This window comes from Ruegeria sp. CDSB113, from assembly GCF_059611045.1.
The window spans coordinates 149101-175332 of sequence record NZ_JBXWOU010000007.1; the positions used below are offsets into that span (position 1 = coordinate 149101).

The window sequence follows — 26232 nt, forward strand, 5'->3', positions numbered from 1 at the left end:
CCGGGTGGCGCGACATGGCGTTATGGCGGGCGTGGTTGCTCATCAGCCTTTGACCGCCCCGGCTGTCAGACCACTGACGATCTGGCGCTGGAAGATCAGAACAAGGAAGATCAGCGGCGCGGTGATCGAAACGGCGGCGGCCACGGCAACCACTTGGTCTGTGGTGGTCGTCTCGCGGTTGAACATGCCGACGATGGCAGGAACCATGGTCTGGTTCTGCGCGTCCAGCAGCAACGCGGTGACAAGAAAGTCATTATAAGCCAGCAGGAAGCTGAACAGGCCTGTGGTGATCACCCCCGGCCACATCACCGGCATGATGACACGACGGAACGCTTGGAAATGGCTGCACCCATCGACACGAGCGGCCTCATCCAATTCAGCCGGGATATTCTGGAAGAACGACCGCAGCATCCAGATGGTGAATGGCTGATTGATCGCGACCAGAACGGCGATCACCGCGAAGGGCTTGCCATACAGCGTCGGTGCGTTTTCACCCAGGATCGGGGCCAGCCATTCGGCGGAATTGATGAAAACGGGCAGGTAACCTGCCACCAGTACCGAATGCGGTAACGCGCGGAACACCAGCGCCACGATCAGGATCCAGAACGCCAGTGTCGATCCCGAGCGCGCCAGACCATAGCCCGCCAGCGTGCCTACGGTCAGCGAGACTGTCACAACGCCTGTCGTCACAATCAGCGAATTCTTGAAGTTGTTCGAAAAACCCCGGTCGATCCAAACGGTCTTGTAGTGTTCAGTGGTTAGTCCCAGCACGTCCCGGCCCAAAGGTCCGAACCATGGGTTGAGCACGCTTAGAACGGCAGGCAGGACAACAAAGAACACCAAGAGAAAGCCCACCAAAACGACCAGTACGCCAATGACCCAGCCGAACCATTCCTGTCCGGGCTTCGAGTAGGATTTTACCATCGACGGTAGGGTTTTGGTGGCGATGACTATCGTCGCCCAGATCACCGCAACGCCCAGAATGATATCCAGAAGCGACAGACCCTTGCCGACGCCCAGCGTGGCCGGGCCAAAAATCACGTTCAGCGCGTTACTGTCGAACGCATCGACCGGCGATTTGAAGCTCATCACCACGATCCAGAAGATCGGGAAGGCCGCGATCAGGCACCAAAGCGCCAGAAAGATGTTCGAGGTCAGCCGCAGGCTGAGCGGTTGGCGAAGCGCGCGCGAGGACATATCAGTGGCCTCCTTTATGATCGCGCCATGTGCGGCGCAGCGGAAGGATAAGCAGGATGACAACGCCAATCATGGTCAGCATCGAGTTGGCCGAGGCCCGGCTAATCGATCGGTTACCCGCTTGATCCGGCGTCAGGTAGTCAAATGTCAGCCACTGCAGTGAGATCACGTAGCCTTGGCTCGAGAAACCGACGATCTCTTCAAAGACACGGTAGCTGTCCATCAGGTGAATCATCGATACAAAGATAATCAGCGGCATCAGATGCGGGATGACAATGTATTTCAGCCGCTGCCAACGGGTTGCGCCATCGATCACAGCGCTTTCCAAACTGTCCTGGTTGACCGTTTGCAGACCGGCATAGAAGATGATGGCCGCAAAGGGCGCCACGTGCCAGACGCGGTAGATCATCATTAGAACTTCTATTGTCCAGGCTTGGGCAAACAGGGCGATATCGCGATTCAGCCACCATTCCATCATCGCAGTCAGGATACCGTCGCCGCGGAACAGCCAATTGATTGACAACACTCCGATCACCGGCGTGATGATGAATGGCAGTAGTGAGACAAAAATCACCGGTCCGCGGATCGATCGCGCGGCATTGTTGATCAGGATCGCAATCCCTAACCCGCAACCGACCACCAGTGGCAGAGTGATCAGAGTAAATGTCAGCGTGAACCGCAGGGCCTTCCAGAAATTGATCGTGGACAACACATGCCAGCTGCCGTCACTAATGGCCCGCCATGCACGCTCGGGTTCCAGAACATTGCGATAGCTTTGCAGCCCGACATATTGGGTTTGCGTAATTATCTCCCCATGCTCGTCGAGCTTCGGTTGTGACACCTGCTCGGTCACGCAGGTCTGCGTCAGGAAGCCAGGGGTGCAGGTTTCCTTTTCGACGGTCTCATAGATCGGCTGGGTGACATAGAAACTCTGCTGGAACACGCTGACCAAAGGGAACGCGATAAAGAGAAGCATCATAAAGACAGAGGGACCGACAAAAGCAGCAAATGTCCGGAAGTTCATGGCTCTGCCTTTCTAATGGTTCTCGGGGGAAAGGGATGGGAGGGCCGTAGCCCTCCCATGAGAGGATCAGTTGCTGATCAGGCCTGCTTCTTTCGCGGCAGTGACGTAGTCCGCCTCGATATCGGCCAGAGTCGTCTGCGCGTCTTTGGCACCGGTCAGATAGTCGGCCAGTCCGTTACCCAACGAGGTGTGCATGATGCCCATAGGACCGGATGCCGGATACGCCTTGGCGCCCCCTTCAGCGGACGCTGCAGCACCTGCAGCCAAAGGACCTGCCGAATAGGCCGTGCTCAGCCATACTGCGACATCGTTGTTCGCACTGACTGTATCGGTGTCCATGCCCTCAAGTGCGACGCGGAAGGCAGCATCCGCTTCTTCGTCGCTCATGTTCGAAGCCAGAACAATACCGTCCCACCAGATTGTGGTTGCGGGCACTGCCGAACCCATCGGCGCCGCCGCCATGGTCACCTTGCCAACAACCTGGCTTTCAGCTTCGTCGTTCATCGCAGCGGCACGGCTGGCCCACAAGTTGGCCATGGCGATCTTGCCCTGCTGGAACTGCTGCTGAACATAGGTCGAGTCTGAGACCAGATATTCAGGGTCCATATATTCCGTCATGGCTTTCAGTGTTTCCAGCGCGGCCACGCCCTGCTCGTTGTTGATTGCAGGCATGTTGCCGTCGCCAAAGAACGAACCGCCCTCGCCCAGGTACATGTTGATGAATTCCTGGCCGAGGTTCCAACCGGTTTTGAACGTCCCACCGATGGGATAGTCCATGACGCCGGCTTCTTTGATCTTGGCGGCAGCAGAAAGAACGTCGCCATATGTTTTGGGTTCTTCGATGCCCAGCTCGGCCAGAACATCATCGCGATACATCAGGTGCTGAGCGTTCACCATCATCGCAATGGCCATGGTCTTGCCGTCCACCTTGATCAACTGATTAGGCAGCAAGTCCTGACCGTATTTTTCAACCAGATCGTCCAGCGGGCGGATCGTTCCCGCGTTCAGCAAAGGCACCAGTGTTGCGTTCGACACACCGCCGATCTGATAAAGTGCGGGATCAGCCGCAAAGGCTTCGGGTTGCTTTTCGCGGAATTCCTGATCCAGCGAGGCGCTGAAATTGCCGCATTCGGCCATCGCATCCGTCACCGCTTTCCAGGCTTCAAACCCGGCGGAAAGCGATTTCAGTGGCACATCATTTTCAAAGGCGCACTCAGCCCATGCGCCGGTGGCGGCGATGGACATGGCACCTGCCATAAGGATCGTCTTGAGTTTCATGCGTTTCTCCCTGTCAGGATCGGTCCGTCGTCGACGTCCGGACCGGTGTTAAGCCCGTTTGGGCTGTTTGTGGGGGTGTTCCCCAATCCGCGCACCGCTTTCAGCTTCAAAGAGGTGACAGATTTCTTTCGGCACCGAGAACGAAACCGGCTCGCCAATCTCGGCGCGGTAGGCTTTATCCGCTTTGACCGAAACCAGTGCACCGCCGACCCGGACCGAGATCATGGTCGCGTCGCCCAGCAATTCCAGCGTGTAGATCGGTGCGGTGATCTGGCCCTGCCCTTCGGCAAGGCTGGCATCCTCGGCGCGGAAGCCCAGCGTCATAGGACCGTCTGGGGCATCCACTGGGATTTCGACGTGTTCAGCACGGAACATTCCGCCTGAAACGTCGCCATCCATCAAATTCATCGCGGGTGAACCAATGAAGCTGGCCACAAACGTGTTTGCCGGCATGTCATAGATTTCCGTGGGGCTGCCGACCTGCTGCACCACGCCCTGTTTCATCACCACAACGCGGTCGGCCAGCGTCATCGCTTCGATCTGGTCATGGGTCACATAAATCGTCGTCACCGCCAGCTCGTGACTGAGGTTCTTGATCTGCGCCCGGGTCGAGACCCGCAGCTTGGCGTCAAGATTCGACAGCGGCTCGTCCATCAGGAACACGTTCGGCTCGCGTACGATGGCACGGGCGAGCGCCACACGCTGTCGCTGACCACCTGAGAGCTCGGCGGGTTTGCGATGTAGAAAATCGTCCAGCTCGACCATCGCGCTGGCGCGGCGTACCTTCTCGTCGTGGGTCGACGGGTCGATGCCGCGCACCTTCAGCGGAAAGCGGATGTTTTCATAGACGTTCATGTTGGGATAAAGCGCGTAGCTCTGGAACACCATCGCAACGTCGCGGTCCTTCGGCTCCAGATCGTTGATCACATTGCCATCGACCAGGATTTCGCCCTCGGTCACGTCTTCAAGTCCGGCGATCATCCGCATCGTCGTTGTCTTGCCGCAACCCGAGGGGCCGAGCAGGACCAGAAACTCGCGATCAGCAATGGTCAGATCGAAATTGTGAACCCCAACGAATGAGCCCCATCGCTTGCCGACGTTCCGCAATTGAATTTCCGCCATGGTGCCCCCTGCAAGGAATCATTTTGCATACGTTTGCAAAACTGTAATTCGCATACGTCAATTCAGGCAAGACTTTTTTGCATACGTATGCAAAACTAACGCAAATACCCGACTCATCCCGGCTTCGTGCCTCTCGTAAAACTTTGATCACAATGGCAAATATCGTGACCTTTCAGACAGAAAAAAAACTCGTCTCTGCGTTTCACACCGCGTTGGATTCCGCGACAGAACAAGAAATCCCGAAGGTAATGAGCCAATACTGCGCCCCGGAACTGAAGTGGCGCGGCTTTCATCCATTCAACGAAATCAATGGCGCCGAACAGGTTGCCCAGCAGTTCTGGCAACCAATAAAGAGCAGCCTGACCCGCCAGCAGAACCGTGTAGACATCCTGTTTGCGGGGCAAAACTCGCTGCGGGACGAGGCCGACGTCTGGGTCGTGTCCATGGGGCATTTGATGGGGCTGTTCGACCGTCCGTGGTTGGGGATTCGCCCAACTGGCAAGCTGGCATTCCTGCGCTATTGCGCGTTCTACAAGGTCGCCGGTGACAGGATTGTCGAAACAGCGATGTATTTCGACATACCGCACCTGATGGTGCAAGCCGGGCAGAATCCGTTCCCCCCACAAACAGCGGCGCATTTGGTGCAACCCGGACCAAGACCCCATGACGGCCTTCTGCTGAACGCACAACCCGCTGAAGAAGGCGAAAAGACGCTGGCGGTCATCAACGCGATGATCTCGGATCTCGGCCAATGGGACAGTGGGTTGTCGCTTGAGGATGAATTGGCCCAAACCTGGCACCAAGACATGATCTGGTGGGGACCCGAAGGGATCGGCGCAACCTACACGATAGAACGCTATGCCAAGCAGCACTCAGGACCGTTCCGGGCCGCCTTCTCGGACCGATCTAAAACCAATCATATCTGCCGCATGGCCGAGGGGCATTATGGCGGGTTCTTTGGCTGGCCCAATTTCACGGCCACTCCGTCCGGCGGGTTCATGGGAATGCCCGCCACCGGGAAACCCGGCGAATTCAGGGTGATCGATATTTATCGCCGCGCGGGTGACAAACTGGCGGAAAACTGGGTCTTCATCGACTTGCTGCACTTCTGGAATGGGCAAGGCGTCGACATTCTGGCCCGAACCACAGAGGTCGAAACGCCATGAGGATAGATGCGCATCACCACCTGTGGGACCTGTCTGCTGTGACCTATCCCTGGCTCATGGAAAAGGGCGTCGCTCGGTTCTTTGGCGACCCCTCCCCCATCCAACGAAACTATTTGCTGCCGGAATTTCGCGCAGACGCCGTAGCCGAGCGTTTCGGCGCCTCGGTACATATTCAGGTAGGCGCGGCCGATCCCTGGGCCGAAGCGCAATGGGTGCAATCCGTGGCGGACCAGTTCCCGGACTGGCCCTTGGTGCAAGTGGCCTTCTGCGATTTGACCGCTGATGATCTGGACAAACAACTCGACCGGCTTCAAATCCTGCCGTCTGTACGCGGCGTTCGTCAGATCATCGGCCGCGCTCCGGGCGAGGATGCAATCACCGGCACAAACACGCTGCTTGAAGATCCAAAGTTCTTGGCTGGTCTGAAACAACTGGGCTCACGCGGGCTATCCTTCGATCTTCAACTGCTGCCTGAGTTAATGGAAATGACCGCAGATGTGTTGTCGCAGGCCTCAGAAACCCGGATTGCTCTTTGCCATGCAGGGTCCCCCCACGACCGAACCGCACAAGGCTTGCAGAGATGGGCGGACGGGTTAATGTCGTTGTCAAACCTCCCGCAAGTCTGTTGCAAACTCTCCGGCCTCGGAATGTTTGATCATAACTGGAGCGCTGAAAGCGTCTCACCAATCGTTGCAACCTGCCTGTCACAGTTTGGTGCCGACCGTTGCATGTTCGGGTCGAATTTTCCGGTCGACAGCCTCAGTTCAACTTACAAAGAAGTAGTTTCCAAGCACCAGGAACTCATCCCGGCATCAAACCAGGACGATGTGTTCCACGGCACGGCAAAACGCTTCTACCTCTTTGAATAGGGACAAGTTCTTCAGCCCTATTTTAGTGACGTCTTCCCGACGGAAATTCCCGAAAGTGAGCCCAATCCGACCAACGCATTGCAAACGAACTTCAGTATTTGGAGCTTTGGTTATCTGCCGCTAGCGTGCATTTCACGCTTACGGTTCCGAGTACGCTTTGTGGCGTCCTCGGACCCATCATGATACGTCCCGAACCACTTGTCCCAAGGCATTTCCGCATTGCCGTAATTGCACTCGTAATAGCGATGATGAAGTTGGTGAAAAAATGCACCTATCAGCAAAGCCTGACGATCGCGTGCCCAAATCGCTTCGTATCCCGAATGGGACGACGCTGCGCCCAGCATCAGCCAGTATCCGAGAAAAATCATGTGGACAGGATGGCTGGGTAAGATCAGCACGATCAGAATAGCACTGAGATACCCGAAGGACTCGACCGGGTGCATCGACATACCGGACCAGGGGCCGGTGTTGACGTTGCGGTGATGCACGGCGTGCACGTGCTTGTAAATGAACGGCTGATGCAGAAACAGGTGAACGGCATAGAAGTGAAAGCTTTGCCAAAGCGCCAATATCGGGAACAGCAGAATGAACCACACAGGATGCGCGACAAAGCTGAGCGTGCTAATATAGTCATTGGCGTACATCCAGCGCAGAAAGCATTCAAACATCGACAGGATGGTCGCACCGAAGACCATCGAGTAGTAGATGTTGTCCCAGGTCTGATAGCCGAATTTATACAACGCATTTTTGCGCTTCATGTAGGGTCGGGGGTCGTATTTCAGCAACTTGCCTTGCCCGTCGACACCGTAGAACCACATATGCAGCCCACCGGCGACGACCAACAGCAACACCCAATTGCGAATGAACACCCATGACATCCAGCCAATGGCAAAAATGGCCTGATCGGATCCTACGGGCTGCAACCAGAACGCCACCAGAAAAGCCAGCGCAAGATAGATCGAACGATCCGAAAATTGCAGCCAGTTCTGCCAGACCCATTTCCCCATCACGTCGAATTTGGGTGGCCAGTGCCAATAAGGGGCGTGCTTTACCGGAAGTTCCGGGTGCCAGTGCCATTCGCGGCTCATGGGGGCGGCGTCTTCGGAGGTATGAGCTGTTTTCCGAGCGTTCGTATCTGCAGTCGTCACGGGGCTTCCTTTCCTGAACACATGTACCTTTTTTTGATCAGGATGAGGCCGGAGGCGGCTCATACGGGTATTTCCGTGACGGACGGCAGTTCATCGTGGGGCCTACTCGTGAAACGGGCGGCGCTTGTCCAGCGCTTCACGTAGTTTTTCATGCTCGCCGGGCTTCATGCCGATGCTCGTCGCAATGTCGGGATAACTACCGTCCAGAACTGCGGTACGATAGGCGGTCAGACCCTTCATCCTTTCGGCCTCCAGTTTGGTACGGGCATCCGCCATATCCGCAAAGACTTTGGCATGACGCGGAGGGTTCGGGGTATCGCCGCAAGCGTCTTCCTGGAAAAGGAAAATCACATCGGCAGCCCTTCGTCGGCCAGCAGTGCCACGGCTTTGAGACTGCGCAATGTGTAAACCGCGTCTGCCCCGGCGGTAGCGGCACGTATGCCGGCACGCAGGATGTCCTGATGGGTCTCGTAATCGCTGGCCATCAACGCAGCAGTGGTGAATGTGTCAGGCGCACCGGCGCGGACCTCGGCCAAATCGTGATCAACGATTGATAGATGATCAATGCCCGCGGCCTGAGCCGCGGCAGCCTCGGTCCGGTTCACGGCGGTCGTCTGCACGAATTTACGCGTGCCCTTGCCTGCCTTGATATCCGCCACCGTCAAGTTACGCGTCGCCGGGTGCCCTCCAAAAGTATAGATCCGTTTCAAAACCGCTGTCCCTTTCCTATTCAGCGGCTTTGCGTTCAGAGCCTTGCGGGATCACCTCGTAACCGGGTTCTTCCGGCTCATCATCCGTCATTTCCGGCGGGAAACCGGGGGCGAGAATGTCCAGACCGGTGGCCTCTTCCAAACGTTTGATGATGTTGGGCGAAAAACAACGCTCGCCATAGCGTTCGATGCCGTCCTCAAAGATCTGAACCAACATAGGCGAGATTTCCAGCGGCACATTGTGACGGTCAGCCACCTGCTGGAAAAGGCCGGCATCCTTTTTGACCAGATCCATGGTGAAAGAAATGTCACGGCTGCCGTTCAGGATCACCTGGCTTTCGGTTTCATGTACGAATGACGTGCCGGAGCTAATCTTCATCGCCTCATAGGTCGTGTTGAGGTCCATACCGGCCGCCTTGGCGGTGACAAGCGCTTCGCAGCAAGTGACGAGATTGGCCGTGGCCAGATAGTTCGTCACCACTTTCAAAACCGAAGCCGAGCCCAGATCACCAGTGTGCAGAATGCGTCGACCCATGGTTTTCAGGAAAGGCGCGATGCGATCAAATGTGGCACGGTCGCAGCCCGCAAAGATCGAGATATTGCCCGTCGCCGCACGGTGGCATCCGCCCGATACCGGGCAATCCACGGCTGCGCCTCCTGCGTCCATCACCATTGCGCCCAAGCGTTTGACCTCGGCTTCGTCGGTGGTGGACATCTCCATCCAGATTTTGCCCGGCTTCACCTCGGACAGCATCTGTTGCATGACAGCATCCGAGGCAGCGGGCGATGGCAGACAAGTGATAACAGCATCGCAATCACGCATCAGTTGGGCCGGGCTCTCCCCCCGGGTTGCCCCGCGCGAAACGAAATCATCCACAAGTTCGGGGTTGAGGTCATGCACCGTTAGATCAATGCCGTTCCGCAGCAAACTACCGCTGAGTTTCCCGCCGACATTTCCAAGACCAATAAATCCAACTTTCATGCGCGTGGTTCCCTGTTTCATTTCCCGCCGGATGATCGGCAAAGATGTTACTTCGCAAAAAGTACAAACGTTGATGGCATTGTGTAAAACGAATAAAACCGGCAGGTATCAGCGAAAATTTTTGGTGCTAAGAATGCCGCAATCTCCTAACCCTATCTGGCTTCGGTCCTTTGAATGCGCCGCGCGGCATCTGAGCTTTACTGCCGCTGCGGTCGAGTTGGGTATCACGCAATCGGCACTCAGCCTGCATGTCCGTTCGCTGGAAGCACAACTTGGTTGCCCCTTGTTCTATCGCGCCGCACGCAACCTAAGCCTGACTGAAGTTGGTCAGGCATACGCATTTTCAGTGCGGCAAGCACTAAGAGACATCGATCTGTCAACGATCAGCCTGTTCGGGTCAAACCAGAAGCACGAGCTGGTCGTGCGCGCGCCAATATCCACGGCGACCTTGTTTCTCGCTCATAGATTGCCCGAGTTTTTGAGGATCCACCCCGATATTTCCATAAAGCTGGTCTCGAACATTTGGGCTGAATCCGCGGGCCGCGAAAATGTCGATGTCGAGTTGCGTGTGGGAAGTGGTGAGTGGGCGGATATCCCAGCTCGGAAAATATCCACTGAACGGATCGTCCGTATTGCCACCAAGATATCTGGGGGAAAAGCCCCTTCCACCGAAGATCTGCAACAACAGCCGCTCATTCACATTCTGGGATTCCAACAAATGTGGGAACGGTATTTTACCGCAACCGGGGTTCAACAAACCCAGTACGCATCGACCTTTGTGGTCGACACGACCATTGCGGCGGTGGACATCGTGGCCGCAGGTGGTGGCAATGCGATCGTTATCGAGAGGTTTGCCAAAACCGCCATTGAGACGGGAAGAAAGGTCGCCATAGTTGGTGAAGCAGTTCCAATAGAACAGAGCCACTATTTGATTGCGGGACAAAACTCAAAAGCGGATGCAGTGGCCAAACAGCGTTTTGGAGCTTGGCTGGAAGACATCTTTCGGTAGACAAGAAAACTTCTTTGTCCGAGCGGGTTTTGTTCGTGCGTATTCAGCTCTGAGATTTTGGAATACTGGTAGGAGTTTCAACGGCAAAGCCTCTGCAATGGACGGCATTCGAACGTCAGCGCAGCGCAAGTTCGCCCTGTAGTGCATTTCCCCAGTTCGAAGTGGACGCAGCTAATATCTGGAATAAGCGCCAGATCACTCCGCACAAACCAGCTTCTACAATTTCGGGCACAATGACGGAACATGAACCCGTGCCGACCTCGAATGAGATACTGAGAACGTTCAATGTAACTGCCCCAAGCCGGGAATAGGCGGTCAAAGGGGGGGGCGTGGACGTCTGATTGGTCGAACCAAAGGTGGGATGAACAGAACAACAATCAGTTTACTTTGGGGCCGACAGAAAGATTAAGTCCCACCCCATATCTATGACGCCAGCAATCCCGATATTTTGGTGGCTCCAAACTGCAACAGCGAAAGGAACTGCATCAAACTGTCCAATTCGTGACGCTGGGTTGGCGCGTGAACAGACAATGTAGCCACAAGCCTTTCGTGCTCGTCCAGGACAGGGACAGCTACGGCGGTCATCCCGGGCATGAATTCTTCGTCGTCCGTTGAAAACCCTCTTTGCGCGATGTTCATGATTTCGGCGCGCAGGGCTTCTGGGTCAGTTATTGTTTTCTTAGTGTTCGCGTTCAGCTTACGAGCGGAAAGAAACCCGTCCAACGTGTTCTCACGAAGCGTAGACAGGTACATCTTGCCGCTGGCCGTGCAATGAAACGGTACCTGGGTGCCAATCGGCAATTGAATCCTCAGGGGCCATTTCGTTTCTACCCGGTCCAGATATATCATTCCTTCCCGATCCGGGATGGCGAGGTTGCAGGTCTCGCCAATTTCATCGGCGATGCCCCGAAGGATTGCAAGGCGGGCTGTCCGAAGGTGCTCCGACGAGACCGTGTTCACTGAAAGCTGCCGCAAACGTGGCCCGGGACCGTAAGACCGCCCATCCAGATCACGTTGAAGGAACCCTTCAGTCTCAGCCGTTTGAAGCAGGCGATGAATTGTCGGCTTCGCCAGACCCAATGCTTCAATTAGGTCTGACGGTTTGACTGCGACCCCGCGCTTTGCAACCTCTTCAAGAATAACCAGCAACCGCAGATTCGTCGGGATTTGGGATTCTCTGTCTCGCGTGTCTGCGTTTGCCATCCCGCTAAACTCTAGTTGTTTGGCAACAAGATCAAGGCCAGATCAGGCACCAGAGAGACCAAAATCCACACGGACAGCAAAGCCACAAGGTACGGCACAGTGTAGCGCAGCAGCCGGAAGTAAGGCACGCCTGTCACACCGGACGCAACATAGAGGTTCAGGCCATAAGGCGGCGTGATGAACCCAATCGACGCACCCACAAGGAAGATCACCGAGAAGTGGATCGGATCGACCCCTACCGACGCAGCAATTGGCGCGAGGATCGGCGCAAGGATAATCGTCACCGGCAGACTTTCCAGCACCATGCCCGAGAAGAAGACAATGACCATCGATGTGAACAGAACCGCGTAATATCCTCCCATCGAAGTCACGAAATCTCCGATCGTTTGTTGCGCTCCAAGCAGCGAAAGAATTTGCTGCATGACCACCGAGATCGCAATCAGCGGCGCAAGGATTCCCGTGATCTGGGCCGAGCGGATCACGATCGAGGGGATCTCAGGGATCGTGAATCCTTCGACAACCAGCATTTCGGCAAAGCTTTTGTCTGTGGGCGAGATATTATCCCGCGCGCCCATGATCCGGTTGATCGGATAGCTGACCAAGCCCGCGATGACACAGAAACCAACGGTAACACCCGCCGCCTCGGTCGGGGAGAATTTGCCTGTATAGATGCCCCATAGCACGAGGCCGATGGCGAAAAAGCCGAGCCATGCACCAAATGCCGTTTTGAGAATCCGGTTCAGTTGCAGCGGGATCAGGTGCCCCCACCCGTTGATCCGACAGATGATCCAGCACGCAAATTGCATTCCAAAGACCATAAGCGCACCAGGTATGATACCGGCGACAAACAGCTCGGAAATGGGCAGGTTCATCAAGAACCCGTAGACGATGAAGATGATGGATGGAGGAATGATGATCCCAACCGTACCGCCCGCCGCCGCCGTGGCCGCGCTAAAGCGTTCGTCATAGCCGCCTTTGACCATCTCAGGGTGCAGCATTGAACCGATGGTTGCGGTTGTTGCAGAGTTCGACCCGGAAATCGCCGCAAACAATCCACATGCCCCAAGCGATGCCATAGCCAGCCCGCCGCGTATCCAGCCTAAACAGGAATAGGCAAAATCACTCAGCCGCCGCGCGATCCCCGACTTGTTGATTAGGTCCCCGGTCAGGATGAACAGCGGCATCGCCAACAGGGCGAAGCCTTTGTTAAACACGTTCAGCAGCTCTGCACCCATATTGTCGAGTGTCAGACCCAGAACGAATGAGCATCCGATCACCCAGTATCCGATAACCAGCAGTACCGGTACGCCCAACATGAACAAAAACGTGACGCCCAGCGAAATTAGTGTAACCAAAGTTCCGTCTGTCATCAGTCTGCCCCTATCACGGCCTGCTTGATCAGCGGCTCTCCGGTTTTCCAGTTGTGCAGGTCGTCAGCAAGATTCTGAAACACGCGACCGACCATCAAAAAGAAGGACACAGGCGCGGCCAACAGAAACCACCATTGCATGATGTTGTCTGTCCCAAGCACGATCTGAAAGTTCGAGGCTGACAGCGCAACGAGGCGTGTTGTAGTCACGATGACGATTACTGCAAAGATGAACCACAAAATGGCATCCAAAAACAAACACGCCAGTTGACCGCCGCGCGGCATCGCGGTGCGAAACTCGCTGAAACTCAGATGGGTGCGCAAGCGGACATTATAGGACGCACCAAACCAGGCCATTATCATGAAAAGAAGCGGGGGAATGGTGGTGGACCAGGGTTCCTGATCGTTGAAGACAAAGCGGTCGATCACACCCCAGAAGATGATCAGCGCAATGGCGAGGTACGAATACACCATGACCGACCGTTCAAAGTGGCGTTCAACAAAGGGCACTTTGCGATAGATCTGCATCACCAGAAGGCCGCCAAGAGCGGCGAAAATTGTGCCGACAACCCAGGCAGCGTCAGATTCCAATGCGGATTGAATCTCGAATGAATCACGGCTGAGCAAGGCGCCAAAAATTGCCCCGATATCTGCCCATAAAGACATGAACCCCGTCCTCCCAGTCGGTGTTTAGTGAAACCGGCCCGTGAAGGGCCGGCTCTAAATGTTAGATCAGGCCGCGCCCTTCCACCAACGGCGGGGCTCAACATTTTCGGGCAGTGTGTCTGCCGGAATCTCGCGCGCGATGTCGTAGATTTCCTGGTATGTGTCGATGCCACCAGCCCATTTATTCAGCCGTTCGCGCCACTGCGCCCATGGTTCAGGATTGAAGTTCGGCGCACACATTTCCTCGGCCAGTTTGATCTGATCATCCGCCAGGAAGGCAGGACGCACACCGTTTTCTGCGAAGATCGTGTTAGGCAATTGCGGCTCCGAGAATCCCACGGTATTCAGCAGCGCTGCCTCATTTGCACCCTGAATCAAGGCCTGCGTGAAGTAGGACGATTCCATAACAGCGTCCTGCAGTTCACCACCAAGTCCGTCGAACACCTTGGCCGACATCGACGTATGTTCAGTGCCACAGAAGAACTTGAGATTCACCGATTGCGACACCACAGGTGACATGTTGGCATAAGCCACAGCCGAGGCCCAAGTTTCGGCCCCATCAATCAGGCCCGTCTTGAGCGCATCCAGCGTTTCTTCCCATGCCACCGGCACCGGATTCAGGTTCAGAAGCTGCATGGCGATCCGGCCTAGCTGTGTCCCTGTCACACGGTTCTTGGTCCCAAACAGTTCTTCTAGTTTGGTGACTGTAGGCTTGTCAGAGAACGTCGAACCCATTTGCAGGCCGCGCAATTCACAGTGGGTGAACAGGAATTTAAGGCCGTGGCGCTTTTCGAGGGGGTCTCGCAGAATGCGCTGGCTTTCGGGGCTGTAGAAGAAGTGATACTGGGCCGCCCTGCTGGGGAACATATAGGCATAGTCCAGCACGTTCAGATATGGCGCACCGCCCGCAGAGTTTTGGGTCGACGCCGCATAAATGTCGACGATTCCCTGCTGAGTCTTCTCTACACAGCTCAGTTGTCCGCAGATCTGGTTGTCGCCAATGAACTCGATCCGAATCTCACCGTCAGTGCGTTCTTCCAAATCTCGGGCGAATTCGATGGCCCCTGCCCGTTCGATCAGCAGGTTGCGCGTATTGAAACCTGATGCACCGAATTTCAGCGTGTGCTTGGGCTCCTTCGAGAACCTTTTTTCATAAGTTGATTCTGCAGCTTGGGCCAAATTGGCCAAACTCATCGCGCCGCCAAAGCCACCCGCTGCCAGCAGCGTTGAGCTCATGCCATAACGCCCGGCCACACGAAAAAAATCCCGCCGTGAGACACCGCTTAGTTTCTTACCGATCTCCATTGCTTACCTCCCTGATCGCAATTATTGAGACGTTTTGTATCAAAAAATGCTAGTATAGTTCCGGCAATTTGCATAGTGTTTTTTTCAGTTACCTTGGGAGGAGACCGTCATGGAGGTGGATTATGCAGTCGTCGGAGCAGGCTCTTCGGGCTGCGTCATTGCCAATCGGCTAAGCGCTGACCCCAGCACAACAGTGGCATTGTTGGAAGCTGGCGGACCTGACACCAACCCGTGGATTCACATACCGGTTGGATACTTCAAAACCATGCATAACCCCTCATTGGATTGGTGTTACCGCACTGAACCAGACCCAGGTTTGAATGGACGCTCGATTGATTGGCCGCGCGGAAAGGTTCTTGGCGGATCATCTTCGTTGAACGGGCTTCTCTATGTTCGCGGTCAGAAAGAGGACTACGACCGCTGGCGTCAGATGGGCAATGTCGGCTGGGGCTGGGATGACGTTTTGCCTCTGTTCAAACGCAGCGAGGATCAAGAGCGCGGCGAAGATGCGTTTCATGGTACGGGCGGCCCGCTGTCGGTGTCCAACATGCGCATTCAGCGACCGATCTGTGACGCCTGGGTCGCCGCCGCCCAAGAGGCGGGTTACCCGTTTAATCCTGACTACAACGGGGCCGATCAGGAAGGCGTTGGCTACTTTCAGCTGACCACTCGAAATGGTCGTCGTTGCAGTGCCGCCGTTGCATACCTCAAACCGATCAGGAACAGGCCGAACCTGAACATCATTACCCGAGCATTGGTGACCAAGGTCGAACTGGACGGCAAAAAAGCAACCGGACTGCTTTATCGCGACCGGTCGGGTGAAGTGAAGTCGATCAAAGTGCGCCGCGAAATCATCTTGTCCGGTGGTGCCATCAACTCACCTCAGATTTTGATGTTGTCAGGCATCGGAGACCCGGATCAGTTGAAGGCCAACGGCATTGAACCCGTTCATTCGCTGCCCGGCGTCGGCAAAGGGCTGCAGGATCACTTGCAGGCACGCCTGGTCTTCAAGTGCAACGAGCCAACGCTGAATGATGAAGTGCGCAGCCTGTTCAATCAGGCACGTATCGCGCTGAAATACGCGCTATTCCGGGCCGGACCTATGACAATGGCGGCCAGCCTGGCCACCGGATTTCTGAAAACCCGCCCCGAAGTTCAGACACCCGACATTCAATTCCACGTTCAACCCTGGTCTGCCGACAGCCCCGGAGAAGGCGTACACCCGTTTTCTGCCTTCACAATGTCCGTCTGTCAGCTGAGGCCGGAAAGCCGCGGGGAATTGCGTCTGGATGGGCCGGATCCGGCCAGTTACGTCAAGATCATTCCAAACTATTTGTCGACGGAAACTGATTGCAGAACCATCGTCGACGGCGTGAACATCGCGCGGGACATCGCCCGGCACAATCCACTGGCGTCTAAGATTTCAGAAGAGTTTCGACCAACCTCGGACCTATCCCGCGATGACTATGAAGGCACTTTGGATTGGGCGCGCTCGAATTCAGTCTCGATTTATCACCCGACGGGAACTTGTGCGATGGGCACTTCGGAAAGCTCTGTTGTGGATCCAAGCCTGAAGGTCAAAGGGATCGAAAACCTGCGCGTCGCCGATTGTTCCATCATGCCGGAAATCGTCAGCGGCAACACTAATGCTCCAGCAATCATGATCGGTGAAAAAGCCAGTGAGTTGCTATGCGCAAACAAGTGATTTTGGACTTTTTGTGACCTTCCTTATCCGTGCCTGGATCTGACCTGTACAAGATGGTCAGATTCCATAAGTTTCACGGGCATGTCGAAGGCAATGGCCTACGGTGCTTACGCACCATGGACAGCTAGACTAATGCGCTCAAAGAACCCCTATTCTTTGCCCATCATTAGACCTCGTGCCAAGCTGGCCTCTACCACAGAGACTAGATTGAAACATGTCTGCCGTAGGATTAGCGGGACTTTGTCTCACGAGCGACTAAGTCAGCTATCGCCTCGCGGCAACCACGTTGCCAAATCGCAGCCAGCCGGGTGGAAAAAGCGTCTGCGAACTGCGTGTCGCGGCCTAAGTCACCAAAATACTGGCTTTGTTCGATCCACAAAATCGGATTGGCTTTAGAAGCCAGCGCGGTTTTTTGCAATTGCTCCCAATGAGGGTCATTTGGGGCGATTTCTGAACCATCTTCACGAAGACCTGCGCACATCCGGCACCAGAATGCTTCGGCCAGCGCAAGCCCATTTACGGACGACCCAATTGCAAGGGCATCGCGCAGCGACGGCAGTAAAAAACCCGGGTGTCGTGAAGATCCATCAAACGCCACGCGTCGTGTTGTGTCGTGGATGGTGGTGTTGGAAAATCGCCTCTCAACCAACCCAAGATATTCGGCGGCAGTGGTTCCGGGGACGGCTTCGACCTGAGGCAGAATTTCTTCCGTCTGAACTTTCCTGAAAAACGCCACAATGTCCGGGTCCTGCATGCAGTCTGAAATCGTTGGCACATTCAGAATCTCTCCGACATTTGCGAGCAGTTGGTGGCCGCCGTTCAATATGCGCAGTTTCATCGCTTCATAGCTGTGGACGTTCTGCGTCAGGGTTACTCCAACTTGCTCAAGGGGCGGTCGTTCTGCGCAGAAATTGTCCTCAATCACCCATTGGCGAAAGTTCTCATGCGTGACCGGTGCGCGGTCGTCGACGCCCAGTGCGCGGCATTGCGCTAGGACCTCCTCGGTCGTTGCGGGAACAATGCAGTCCACCATCGAGTTCGGAAATGCTCCATTCTGATCGATCCAATCGGCCAGATCCGGGTCGGATAGACGCGCCAAACCAACAACGCAGGTTCGCAGAATTCCACCGTTGCCCTGAAGATTATCGCAGCTGAGCGCGGTAAAGGGTTTCAAGCCATTTGTACGCCGTTGCCTGAGCGCCGCGACAATAGCGCCGAAAGCCGTGCGCGGCTGATCCGGGTTCTCGGCATCGTGCCGAATGTCTGCGTGATCTGTATCGAACGCATCAGTGTTGGCGTCCGGGAAATACCCACCTTCAGTTACAGTCAGCGACACAATTCGTATGGCAGGGTCCGCCATCGTCCGGATAAGCGCGGCATTGTTGTCTTCGATCGGCAGGTAATCAATCATGGGACCAATCACTTCGGCGGACATTCCTTTTGGGTCCAGTTCGATCAGCGTTGTCAGGCAGTCTTGGGCCAACAGTCGCTCTCGCATGTTTGCGTCATAGCTTCGGACACCTGCCCCGATGATTGCCCAGTCATGGGCCTGGCCCAGCTGCATCAACTGGTGAATATACCAGGCCTGATGCGCGCGATGAAAGTTGCCAAGTCCGATATGGACAATGCCCGGCGTCAGGTCCGAGCGCGCATAGGCCGGAGCCCTGACGATCTCTGGCAGGCCTGAAAGACTGTCACGCCGTAGCCGTACCGTAGGTTTTGCATTCGCCACAGGGTCCATCAGCTCATCCAGTTTCCGCCATCGACATTGTAGGTTTGTGCGACGATGTACTTTGCATCATCAGAAGCCAGAAATACCGCCATCCCGGTCAGATCTTCGGCTCGACCCATTCGGCCATAAGGAACGGCTGCAGCCACTTCGCGTTTCTTCTGGCCCAGTGGTTTGCCTTCGTGTTTTGCAAAAAACGCATCAACGCCATCCCAGTGCTCGCCATCAACAACACCGGGGGCAATGGCATTTACGTTGATTCCGTAAGAGATCAGGCTCAGCCCAGCAGATTGGGTCAAGGATATGATCGCGGCTTTGCTGGCACAGTATACGGCGACCAAGGGCTCGCCCCTACGCCCTGCCTGCGATGCCATGTTGATGATCCGACCTTTGGTTCCGTGATCAATCATGTGGCGCGCAACGGCCTGCATCGTAAACAGCGCGCCAGCAACGTTGATATCAAAAACGCGATTGTAGTCAGCACGCTCAATTTCAACGATTGGAGCGGCGGAGAAGATCGCTGCGTTGTTGATCAGAATGTCGATTGGGCCAAAATGTGCAGCCGTTTGCGCAACGGCGTCTTCTATGCTTTGTTGGCTGGTCACATCCATCTCGACGGCCAACGCGGCCGCGCCGATCTCAGTTGCTGCGTCCTGCGCACGCTGCCCGTCTATGTCCGCGATGGCGACGCGCGCGCCCTCAGCCACATATGCCTTGGCAAACGCCAGTCCGATGCCCCGCGCGGCCCCGGTGATCAGGGCAGTTTTGCCGGTCAGACGCGTCATTCGAACCGCAGACCTTTCGCGTCAAACCGGTGGATGACATCTGAGCGTGGTGTCAGATAGATACGGTCGCCGTGGCGAAAGCTGACCTCGCCATCTGCACGGACGGTGATTGTCTCGGCCAACCCTGTTTCGTGGACGTGGAAGAAAGTGTCCGAGCCAAGGTGCTCAGAAACGCTTACGACACCGGACCAGTCTCCCTCAGATTCAGACACCGCAATGTGTTCAGGGCGAATTCCGATGGTCTGGGCACCGAGCTTTTCTGCCTCGGGGCCTTCGATGAAGTTCATCTTGGGTGAACCGATAAAGCCTGCAACAAACAGGTTGCGCGGCGTACGGTACAGCTCCAACGGGCTGCCAACCTGTTCGATCACACCTGCCTGAAGCACAACGATCTTGTCGGCCATAGTCATGGCCTCGACCTGATCGTGGGTGACGTAGATCATCGTGGTCGCAAGACGTTCGTGCAGTTCGCTGATTTCCAGCCGCATGCCAACGCGCAAGGCGGCGTCCAGGTTCGACAGCGGTTCATCAAACAGGAACGCAGCCGGTTCGCGTACAATGGCCCGACCGATGGCCACCCTTTGACGTTGCCCGCCAGACAGTTGGCCGGGACGACGATCCAGGTAGTCGGTCAGGTTCAGAACGCTCGCCGCACCTTCAACCCGCTTGTCGATCTCAGCCTGATCCAGTTTCGCCATGCGCAGCGGAAATGCGATGTTTTTGCGAACGGTCATGTGCGGGTACAAGGCGTAGGATTGGAACACCATCGCCAGCCCGCGTTTGGCAGGCGGCACGTCTGTTGCGTCGGCGCCGTCAATGTCGATGGAGCCAGAGGTCATGTCTTCCAGCCCCGCAATCAGGCGCAGCAAAGTGGACTTGCCGCAACCCGAGGGGCCGACAAATACGGTGAACTCGCCATCTTCGATGGTCAGATCCAGCGGGGGAATGACCTCTACGTCGCCGAAGCTTTTGGTCACGGACTTGAGTTGAATACGTCCCATACGAAGTCTTCCTTATTTCACAGCGCCGAAAGTCAGGCCGCGGACAAGTTGTTTCTGGCTGAACCAGCCAAGGATCAGGATGGGTGCAATCGCCATGGTCGAGGCCGCGCTGAGCTTGGCAAAGAACAAGCCTTCAGGGCTGGAATAGCTGGCGATAAATGCGGTGAGCGGGGCCGCATCGACGGCCGTCAGGTTTAGGGTCCAGAACGCCTCGTTCCAGGCCAGGATGAAGTTCAACAGAACGGTCGAGGCGATGCCGGGGATGGCCATAGGCGTCAGGATATAAAGGATTTCCTCTTTCAGCGTCGCACCATCCATCCGTGCCGCTTCAAGGATTTCCCCCGGAATTTCGCGGAAATAGGTGTAGAGCATCCAGACGATGATCGGCAGGTTGATCAGCATCAGCACCACGACCAGCCCACCGCGGCTGTCCAGCAAACCCAGCTGAATGAACAGCAAGTAAATCGGGTACAGAACACCAACTGCAGGCAACATCTTTGTGGACAGCATCCACAACAGAATGTCCTTGGTGCGTTTGGACGGAACAAACGCCATCGCCCAGGCTGCGGGTATCGCAACGATCACACCCAGAACGGTCGATCCGCCTGCGATGATGACCGAATTCCACAGGAACCGCATATAGTCAGAACGTTCCTGCACGATGGCGTAATTTTCGAGCGTCCAGTCGAAGTTGAGGAAGATCGGTGGGCTTGCAATCGCCTGTGCCTCGGTCTTGAAGCTGGTCAGGATCGTCCAGAGGATCGGAAAAAAGATCAGCAGACCTACGGCCCAGGCAAGGGCGGTGTTTAGTGTTTTGCGTTGTGTCGTGACGGTGCGGGCCATGGTTTTGTCTCCTCACGCGTCCAGGTTTTTGCCAACGATGCGCATCAGGAAGATGGCAACTATATTGGCCAGGATGATTGCATAGACACCACCGGCTGATCCGAGGCCAACGTTCTGGCTTTCCAACACGCGCTGGAAGATCATGTAGGTCAGTGTACGGGTGCCGAAGGCGCCGCCGGTGGTCACGAAAATCTCGGCGAAGATCGACAGTAAAAAGATCGTCTGGATCAGGATCACAATCGTGATGGCGCGACCAAGATGCGGCAGGATGATGTGATAAAAGCGTTTAAGCACCGGCGCACCGTCCATCTCGGCTGCTTCCAGCTGTTCACTGTCCAAGGACTGGATAGCGGTCAGCAGGATCAGCGTCGCAAAGGGAAGCCACTGCCAGGAAACGATCATAACAATCGAAGTCATCGAAGCTTCGGACAGCCACGAAATCGGCTCAGCCCCGAAAAAGCGCCACAGATGGGCCAGCAAACCGTTCACCGGGTCCATGAACATGTTCTTCCAGACCAGCGCTGATACGGTCGGCATGACAAAGAATGGCGCGATCACAAGGATGCGGACAACGCCCTGCCCCCACATGGGCTGATCCAGCAGCATGGCCAGCAGAATGCCCAGAATGACCGTAATCACCAGCACGCCGCCAACGATCACCAATGTTGCTTGGACCGCGGGCCAGAAGGAACTGGAGGATACGAAACGAACGTAGTTGTCGAACCCGACCCAACCCAGATCACCTCCACGCAGCGGAAGGTACTTCTTGAAAGAAAAATACAGCGTCATCGTCAGAGGCACGAGCATCCAGCCAAGCAGCAGGACCACTGCGGGTGCCATCATCAGGCGGGCAACTGATCGAGAATGTTGAGTAGCCATAACGCAAACCCTCTCTGTTCAGGCGTAACTCAGCCTGCGAGAAAAACGCGAATTGTGGAAGGGATGAACGGGGGGCAGACCTCTGCCCACCCGTTGGGAGGATGCCTCAGTAACCGGCGGCTTCCATTTCTTCGGCTGTGAAAGCCTGCGCTTTGGCAAGTGCTTCCTCAACCGTTTGCTGTCCGGCATATACTGCCGAGAACTCCTGGCTCACCTGTGTGGCGATGCCTGCGAATTCCGGGATCGCGGCAAACTGGATGCCAACGTACGGGACGGGTTTCACCGTCGGGCTGTTCGGATCAGCTGACAGGATCGAATCCAGCGTCATCTTGGCGAACGGAACCTTTTGGTATTCCGGATTCTCGTACAGAGACGTACGTGCACCCGGGGGAACGTTTGCCCATCCTTCGCTTTCGGCCACTAGCTCAATGTAGTCCTTTGAGGTCGCCCATTCGATGAATTGCTTGGCAGCATCTTCTTGCTGTGTGCCAGCAGGAATAGCCAGTGCCCACGCCCAAAGCCAGTTGGACCGCTTGCCCAATCCTGTGTCAGGTGCCAGCGCAAATCCTACGTGATCCGCGACCGTAGAGTCGTCAGGGTTGGTCACGAAAGACGCCGCAACTGTCGCGTCGATCCACATGCCGCATTTGCCCTGCTGGAACAGCGACAGGTTTTCGTTAAACCCATTGGTGGCATAGCCGGCAGGACCGGATTCGTTCATCATTTCAACGTAGAAATTCAGTGTGTCTGCCCACTCGGGCTGATCGAACTGGGGCTTCCATTCTTCGTCGAACCAGCGGGCGCCGAATGAATTGGACATCGCAGTGATAAAGGCTCCGCCTTCACCCCAACCGGCTTTGCCGCGAAGGCAGATACCGTTGATCTCAGCGTCGCGGTCGGTCATCGCGGCGGCGGCCTCTTTGATGAACTGCCAGGACGGCGCCTCAGGCATTTCCATGCCCGCCTTTTCCATAAGGTCAGTGCGGTACATGATCATCGAGCTTTCACCATAGAACGGTGCCGCGAAAAGCGTTCCGTCATGGCTCAACCCACCTGCCATCGCGGGCAGAATGTCACCAACGTCGTATTCTTCGGACAGGCCATCCAGAGGCACCAGCCAGCCATTCGCGCCCCAGATCGGCGTCTCATACATGCCGATTGTCATGATATCGAATGTACCGCCTTTGGTCGTGATGTCGGTCGTTACGCGCTGACGCAGCACGTTTTCTTCCAACGTCACCCATTCGACGTCAATGCCGGTCGCCTCGGTGAATTTATCGGTATAGCCCTGCATCCGGATCATGTCGCCGTTGTTCACGGTCGCTATTGTTAAGGTGTCCGCATGAGCTGCTGCCGTCGCGACGAGTGTCATTGCAGTCGCCGCACGAAGTGCGTTTCTCAAATACATCCCTGTCCTCCCTGAGCTTGGATGTCGTACAGAGAACGTAATGCAAAAATTGTCGCGGCGTCAATGAAAACTTTACGCGCGTTAAATTTTAAGATTACGCGGAATCCCTTAAAACCAGCCTTGCAGGGAACAACGTTTCCGACCGCGATTCAAATTTCCCTCCACTTTCAATGAGTTCGAACAGAGTTTCGACGCTACGCCCGGCAACGTTGTCATAATCATGCGCAGCCGTGGTCAGAGAGGGGCAAGTGAACTTTGCGAAGGGATGATCGTCATTTGAAGCCAGACGCAGCGCGCAATCATCCTGTCGACCGACCCGAATCCCTTGTTCGTAGCAGGCCGCTAGAAAGCCGATTGCCAGCCGGTCATTGCTGCACAGGACCGAATTAGTTCGCAGCTCATTTTCCGCCAGAACTTTCAGCGCACCCTTGTGACCGATCTCTTCAAACGCCCAGCCCTTACCGTCGACTCTGATGATATGCGGCTCGAACCCGAGACGCTCCATGACTTCAATATAGGCTTTTCGGCGTTTATTGGCGTTTGGGTTCGCAGGCGTTCGCATTTCGAAGAATGACGGGGGCTCGCCCGTCCGGATCATGTATTCAACGGTCTGCGACACAAAGCTGAAATTGTCCGACCCGATAAACGCGGCACCCAGACCTTCTAGGTTACTGTCGAACAAAACAGTCGGCACATTCGCGCAGAACCTCTCGATCACTGATTGGTCCGAGGTCCGTCCCAATGGCGCTAACAAAACCCCGGCAGGCTTCATGGATTGCAGCCCGTCCAGAATGTCGTTTTCCAGTTTTTGTTCACCATGAGAGCTAAAGAGGGACGGACGATACCCCGCCGCAATACAGCTTTGTTCCAAATAACGCGCGATTTCGGCAAAGAACGGATCCGCCAGATAGGGCACGACGATGCCGATATTCTTGGTCAGTTTCCGGTTCTGGTTCACCGCATAAATATTGGGGCGATAGTCGAACCGCTCCAGCGCCTCTTCGATACGGGCCCGCGTTGTCGGTCGAACGCTGTCAGGATCGTGAAAGTACTTGGATACCGTAGGCCGCGAGATGCCACTGAGGGCTGCGAACTCTTCCATGTTTTTTATTTTGGTCATGTCAGTCTGCCTGCGGATCTGAGCCGCCTTGATCTTATCCTATTTTTACATATTCTTTGCGCGCGCTAAAAAATCAATAGCCATGCAAGGTCCGGGCGTTTTTGCGGGCAAGGGGATTGAATGTTTCTCGGGATTGATATCGGAACGTCAGCGGTCAAACTTGTCTGTGCGGATACCCATCGAATTCTTGCAACGTCTTCAGTAGACATAAAAACTTCCTCGCCGCAGCCTGGTTGGTCAGAGCAGCACCCGGATATTTGGTGGCAGGCGACACGCGATGCATTGAGCCAACTTGCAAAAAAAGTCACGCTGTCTGACGTGCAGGCCATCGGGTTGTCCGGTCAGATGCATGGCGCCGTTTTGCTGGATCGCGATCTGCGCCCGATCCGTCCGGCGATCCTGTGGAATGACAGCAGAGCGGTACTTGAATGCGATGAGCTGCGCGCAGCCCAGCCGCAGATCGGTCATATCGCTGGCGTCCTCCCTTTGCCGGGTTTCACGGCACCCAAGATCGCCTGGTTGAAACAACATGAGCCGGCACAATATGCGCGCCTTGCTCATATCCTGCTGCCCAAGGACTACATCGGGTTATGCCTGCATGGAGAGTTGGCAACCGACACGTCCGATGCGGCCGGTACAATGTGGCTCGATCAGGCATCGCGAAAATGGCATGTCGGAGTTGCCGAAGCCACTGATGTAGCGCCCGACTGGCTGCCGCAGGTTTTCGACGGTCACGTCGTCGTCGGAACCGTGACGGCGCAAGCCGCGGCTGAAACCGGGCTGAAACCCGGCGTGCCCGTCGTTGCCGGAGGCGGAGATGCGGCAACCGGAGCGGTATCTCTGGGCGCCACCGAACCGGGACGTGGGTTCATTTCCCTGGGGACGTCCGGCCAGCTGTTCGTGGCGGACCGCAAGTACAAGCCCAATCCTGAACGCTATGTGCATGCGTTTGCGCACACATTGCCCGACCGTTGGTATCAAATGGCCGCTATGCTGAACGGCGCAAGGCCGATTTCGTGGATTGGTGGTCAACTGGGGCTGTCCGCTGCCGAAGTTGTTGCGCTTGCTGAAACCGTCAGCGGTGATCGCGGGCCGATTTTCCTGCCGTATTTAACAGGTGAACGCAGCCCACTTGGGGATCCACATATTCGCGCCTGTTTCTTTGGTCTTGAGGATTCGACAACGCGCGCGGATCTCTGCCGTTCCGTGGTCGAGGCAATTGCTTTTTGCTTTGCCGATGCCGCGCAGAGCTTCGGAGACACGATAGAAAGTCTACCGGAACTGGCCGCCATCGGAGGTGGCAGTCAATCAGACCTCTTGCTGGGCCTGATTGCATCGGTGACAGGAAAGCCGGTGATACGCTCTGAGGGATCGGATTCCGGCCCCGCCTATGGCGCGGCCCTGTTGGCCGCCTGTGGAGTTGGTACTTTTGATCTTGCCGATCTGGCGGTTCAGCCCAAGACTAAAGACCGTTTTGAACCCGTTGACCCCGGCGCACTGCACGAAAGGCTGACTTTGTTTCGCCGACTATACACTGCAGTGAGGGCGGTCGACTGACCTCGGTACAGTCGTTTGCTTTGACCGTGTGAGCCAGTTTTTCGTCATTTCAGAAAGGCGTCTGTTGAATTCCCACCGTGTGGACAATGCAACCATTGGCTGCAATCCACAAACACCGCTGGCCTTGGTGCTGATACGGTCCTTTAGGTTTTAGCTT

Annotated in this window: 24 protein-coding genes; 5 read left to right on the plus strand and 19 right to left on the minus strand. The window is 55.8% G+C overall.

Annotated elements, in window-relative coordinates; translation table 11 throughout:
• Nucleotides 1-42: 42 nt before the first annotated feature.
• The 4 genes from AC2FIS_RS14105 to AC2FIS_RS14120 all read right to left on the minus strand — a co-directional run bounded on the left by AC2FIS_RS14105 (nucleotide 43) and on the right by AC2FIS_RS14120 (nucleotide 4621).
• Nucleotides 43-1197, minus strand: a complete 1155-nt coding sequence (locus AC2FIS_RS14105) for a carbohydrate ABC transporter permease (RefSeq protein ID WP_496773976.1) — start codon at nucleotides 1195-1197, stop codon at nucleotides 43-45.
• A 1-nt stretch (nucleotide 1198) separates the two neighbouring features.
• Nucleotides 1199-2221 (minus strand): carbohydrate ABC transporter permease, encoded by a 1023-nt coding sequence (locus AC2FIS_RS14110; RefSeq protein WP_496773977.1) that lies wholly within the window; start codon nucleotides 2219-2221, stop codon nucleotides 1199-1201.
• A gap of 66 nt (nucleotides 2222-2287) precedes the next feature.
• The gene (locus AC2FIS_RS14115) at nucleotides 2288-3499 is read right to left on the minus strand and encodes an ABC transporter substrate-binding protein (RefSeq protein ID WP_496723944.1); all 1212 of its coding nucleotides are present in this window, start codon (nucleotides 3497-3499) and stop codon (nucleotides 2288-2290) included.
• Nucleotides 3500-3547: 48 nt separating this feature from the next.
• Nucleotides 3548-4621 carry an ABC transporter ATP-binding protein gene (locus AC2FIS_RS14120; RefSeq protein ID WP_496773978.1) on the minus strand — a complete coding sequence of 358 codons (1074 nt, stop codon included), beginning with the start codon at nucleotides 4619-4621 and terminating at the stop codon, nucleotides 3548-3550.
• Nucleotides 4622-4773: 152 nt separating this feature from the next.
• On the opposite strand from AC2FIS_RS14120, the gene AC2FIS_RS14125 reads away from it, so the two are divergent.
• Nucleotides 4774-5787, plus strand: coding sequence for a nuclear transport factor 2 family protein (locus tag AC2FIS_RS14125; RefSeq protein WP_496773979.1), 1014 nt, complete (start codon nucleotides 4774-4776; stop codon nucleotides 5785-5787).
• Nucleotides 5784-6656 (plus strand): amidohydrolase family protein, encoded by an 873-nt coding sequence (locus AC2FIS_RS14130; protein WP_496773980.1) that lies wholly within the window; start codon nucleotides 5784-5786, stop codon nucleotides 6654-6656. Before AC2FIS_RS14125 ends, AC2FIS_RS14130 begins: the two co-directional genes overlap by 4 nt.
• 110 nt (nucleotides 6657-6766) lie before the next feature.
• On the opposite strand, the gene AC2FIS_RS14135 is transcribed toward AC2FIS_RS14130, so the two are convergent.
• The 4 genes from AC2FIS_RS14135 to AC2FIS_RS14150 form a co-directional block, all read right to left on the minus strand.
• Nucleotides 6767-7804 (minus strand): sterol desaturase family protein, encoded by a 1038-nt coding sequence (locus tag AC2FIS_RS14135; protein WP_496773981.1) that lies wholly within the window; start codon nucleotides 7802-7804, stop codon nucleotides 6767-6769.
• A gap of 102 nt (nucleotides 7805-7906) precedes the next feature.
• Nucleotides 7907-8155, minus strand: coding sequence for a hypothetical protein (locus tag AC2FIS_RS14140; RefSeq protein WP_496773983.1), 249 nt, complete (start codon nucleotides 8153-8155; stop codon nucleotides 7907-7909).
• Entirely contained in the window at nucleotides 8152-8514 is a 363-nt protein-coding gene (locus tag AC2FIS_RS14145; RefSeq protein ID WP_496773984.1) for a hypothetical protein, read from the minus strand. Before AC2FIS_RS14145 ends, AC2FIS_RS14140 begins: the two co-directional genes overlap by 4 nt.
• A gap of 16 nt (nucleotides 8515-8530) precedes the next feature.
• Entirely contained in the window at nucleotides 8531-9517 is a 987-nt protein-coding gene (locus AC2FIS_RS14150) for an NAD(P)-dependent oxidoreductase (RefSeq protein ID WP_496756276.1), read from the minus strand.
• Nucleotides 9518-9527: 10 nt separating this feature from the next.
• Here AC2FIS_RS14150 and AC2FIS_RS14155 point away from each other — a divergent pair, with 10 nt between their 5' ends.
• On the plus strand, nucleotides 9528-10505 hold the full coding sequence (locus AC2FIS_RS14155; protein ID WP_496773986.1) for a LysR family transcriptional regulator: 978 nt from the start codon (nucleotides 9528-9530) through the stop codon (nucleotides 10503-10505).
• 423 nt (nucleotides 10506-10928) lie between these two features.
• Here AC2FIS_RS14155 and AC2FIS_RS14160 read toward each other — a convergent pair whose 3' ends face one another.
• The 4 genes from AC2FIS_RS14160 to AC2FIS_RS14175 form a co-directional block, all read right to left on the minus strand.
• A complete protein-coding gene (locus AC2FIS_RS14160; RefSeq protein ID WP_496773988.1) occupies nucleotides 10929-11708 on the minus strand; it encodes an IclR family transcriptional regulator in 780 nt (259 codons plus the stop codon).
• An 11-nt stretch (nucleotides 11709-11719) separates the two neighbouring features.
• Complete coding sequence (locus AC2FIS_RS14165; RefSeq protein ID WP_058276698.1) at nucleotides 11720-13078, minus strand: TRAP transporter large permease; 1359 nt, start codon at nucleotides 13076-13078, stop codon at nucleotides 11720-11722.
• Nucleotides 13078-13743 (minus strand): TRAP transporter small permease, encoded by a 666-nt coding sequence (locus tag AC2FIS_RS14170; protein ID WP_108859803.1) that lies wholly within the window; start codon nucleotides 13741-13743, stop codon nucleotides 13078-13080. The genes AC2FIS_RS14165 and AC2FIS_RS14170 overlap by 1 nt, the downstream gene beginning before the upstream one ends.
• Nucleotides 13744-13809: 66 nt before the next feature.
• Nucleotides 13810-15048 (minus strand): TRAP transporter substrate-binding protein, encoded by a 1239-nt coding sequence (locus AC2FIS_RS14175; RefSeq protein WP_113791428.1) that lies wholly within the window; start codon nucleotides 15046-15048, stop codon nucleotides 13810-13812.
• A gap of 109 nt (nucleotides 15049-15157) precedes the next feature.
• Between AC2FIS_RS14175 and AC2FIS_RS14180 the strand changes: the two genes are divergently transcribed.
• Nucleotides 15158-16753: a GMC family oxidoreductase gene (locus AC2FIS_RS14180; RefSeq protein WP_496773990.1), complete on the plus strand. Its 1596-nt coding sequence runs from the start codon at nucleotides 15158-15160 to the stop codon at nucleotides 16751-16753.
• Between the two features lie 229 nt (nucleotides 16754-16982).
• Here the strand turns inward: AC2FIS_RS14180 and AC2FIS_RS14185 are convergent, their stop codons facing one another.
• From AC2FIS_RS14185 to AC2FIS_RS14215, 7 genes are all read right to left on the minus strand, one after another.
• Entirely contained in the window at nucleotides 16983-18494 is a 1512-nt protein-coding gene (locus AC2FIS_RS14185; RefSeq protein ID WP_496773992.1) for a mannitol dehydrogenase family protein, read from the minus strand.
• Entirely contained in the window at nucleotides 18494-19267 is a 774-nt protein-coding gene (locus AC2FIS_RS14190) for an L-iditol 2-dehydrogenase (RefSeq protein ID WP_496773993.1), read from the minus strand. The genes AC2FIS_RS14185 and AC2FIS_RS14190 overlap by 1 nt, the downstream gene beginning before the upstream one ends.
• Nucleotides 19264-20268, minus strand: coding sequence for an ABC transporter ATP-binding protein (locus AC2FIS_RS14195; protein ID WP_496723060.1), 1005 nt, complete (start codon nucleotides 20266-20268; stop codon nucleotides 19264-19266). The genes AC2FIS_RS14190 and AC2FIS_RS14195 overlap by 4 nt, the downstream gene beginning before the upstream one ends.
• Nucleotides 20269-20280: 12 nt before the next feature.
• Complete coding sequence (locus AC2FIS_RS14200; RefSeq protein WP_113791433.1) at nucleotides 20281-21111, minus strand: carbohydrate ABC transporter permease; 831 nt, start codon at nucleotides 21109-21111, stop codon at nucleotides 20281-20283.
• A 12-nt stretch (nucleotides 21112-21123) separates the two neighbouring features.
• A complete protein-coding gene (locus AC2FIS_RS14205) occupies nucleotides 21124-21990 on the minus strand; it encodes a carbohydrate ABC transporter permease (protein WP_108859810.1) in 867 nt (288 codons plus the stop codon).
• Nucleotides 21991-22096: 106 nt separating this feature from the next.
• Nucleotides 22097-23398, minus strand: coding sequence for an ABC transporter substrate-binding protein (locus AC2FIS_RS14210; RefSeq protein ID WP_058284088.1), 1302 nt, complete (start codon nucleotides 23396-23398; stop codon nucleotides 22097-22099).
• Between the two features lie 94 nt (nucleotides 23399-23492).
• On the minus strand, nucleotides 23493-24518 hold the full coding sequence (locus AC2FIS_RS14215) for a LacI family DNA-binding transcriptional regulator (RefSeq protein WP_496773995.1): 1026 nt from the start codon (nucleotides 24516-24518) through the stop codon (nucleotides 23493-23495).
• 120 nt (nucleotides 24519-24638) lie between these two features.
• Between AC2FIS_RS14215 and xylB the strand changes: the two genes are divergently transcribed.
• Nucleotides 24639-26075 (plus strand): xylulokinase, encoded by a 1437-nt coding sequence (gene xylB, locus AC2FIS_RS14220; RefSeq protein WP_496773996.1) that lies wholly within the window; start codon nucleotides 24639-24641, stop codon nucleotides 26073-26075.
• Nucleotides 26076-26232 lie beyond the last annotated feature (157 nt).

Bases quoted from the DNA above. Each gene is read 5' to 3' on its own strand.
- AC2FIS_RS14175 (WP_113791428.1), bottom strand. From the start codon at position 15,048: ATGGAGATCGGTAAGAAACTAAGCGGTGTCTCACGGCGGGATTTTTTT.
- AC2FIS_RS14185 (WP_496773992.1), bottom strand. From the start codon at position 18,494: ATGGACCCTGTGGCGAATGCAAAACCTACGGTACGGCTACGGCGTGAC.
- AC2FIS_RS14195 (WP_496723060.1), bottom strand. From the start codon at position 20,268: ATGGGACGTATTCAACTCAAGTCCGTGACCAAAAGCTTCGGCGACGTA.
- AC2FIS_RS14120 (WP_496773978.1), bottom strand. From the start codon at position 4,621: ATGGCGGAAATTCAATTGCGGAACGTCGGCAAGCGATGGGGCTCATTC.
- AC2FIS_RS14205 (WP_108859810.1), bottom strand. From the start codon at position 21,990: ATGGCTACTCAACATTCTCGATCAGTTGCCCGCCTGATGATGGCACCC.
- AC2FIS_RS14190 (WP_496773993.1), bottom strand. From the start codon at position 19,267: ATGACGCGTCTGACCGGCAAAACTGCCCTGATCACCGGGGCCGCGCGG.
- AC2FIS_RS14170 (WP_108859803.1), bottom strand. From the start codon at position 13,743: ATGTCTTTATGGGCAGATATCGGGGCAATTTTTGGCGCCTTGCTCAGC.
- AC2FIS_RS14130 (WP_496773980.1), top strand. From the start codon at position 5,784: ATGAGGATAGATGCGCATCACCACCTGTGGGACCTGTCTGCTGTGACC.
- AC2FIS_RS14105 (WP_496773976.1), bottom strand. From the start codon at position 1,197: ATGTCCTCGCGCGCGCTTCGCCAACCGCTCAGCCTGCGGCTGACCTCG.
- AC2FIS_RS14115 (WP_496723944.1), bottom strand. From the start codon at position 3,499: ATGAAACTCAAGACGATCCTTATGGCAGGTGCCATGTCCATCGCCGCC.
- AC2FIS_RS14110 (WP_496773977.1), bottom strand. From the start codon at position 2,221: ATGAACTTCCGGACATTTGCTGCTTTTGTCGGTCCCTCTGTCTTTATG.
- AC2FIS_RS14210 (WP_058284088.1), bottom strand. From the start codon at position 23,398: ATGTATTTGAGAAACGCACTTCGTGCGGCGACTGCAATGACACTCGTC.
- AC2FIS_RS14155 (WP_496773986.1), top strand. From the start codon at position 9,528: ATGATCGGCAAAGATGTTACTTCGCAAAAAGTACAAACGTTGATGGCA.
- AC2FIS_RS14200 (WP_113791433.1), bottom strand. From the start codon at position 21,111: ATGGCCCGCACCGTCACGACACAACGCAAAACACTAAACACCGCCCTT.
- AC2FIS_RS14150 (WP_496756276.1), bottom strand. From the start codon at position 9,517: ATGAAACAGGGAACCACGCGCATGAAAGTTGGATTTATTGGTCTTGGA.
- AC2FIS_RS14215 (WP_496773995.1), bottom strand. From the start codon at position 24,518: ATGACCAAAATAAAAAACATGGAAGAGTTCGCAGCCCTCAGTGGCATC.
- AC2FIS_RS14125 (WP_496773979.1), top strand. From the start codon at position 4,774: ATGGCAAATATCGTGACCTTTCAGACAGAAAAAAAACTCGTCTCTGCG.
- xylB (WP_496773996.1), top strand. From the start codon at position 24,639: ATGTTTCTCGGGATTGATATCGGAACGTCAGCGGTCAAACTTGTCTGT.
- AC2FIS_RS14180 (WP_496773990.1), top strand. From the start codon at position 15,158: ATGGAGGTGGATTATGCAGTCGTCGGAGCAGGCTCTTCGGGCTGCGTC.
- AC2FIS_RS14160 (WP_496773988.1), bottom strand. From the start codon at position 11,708: ATGGCAAACGCAGACACGCGAGACAGAGAATCCCAAATCCCGACGAAT.
- AC2FIS_RS14165 (WP_058276698.1), bottom strand. From the start codon at position 13,078: ATGACAGACGGAACTTTGGTTACACTAATTTCGCTGGGCGTCACGTTT.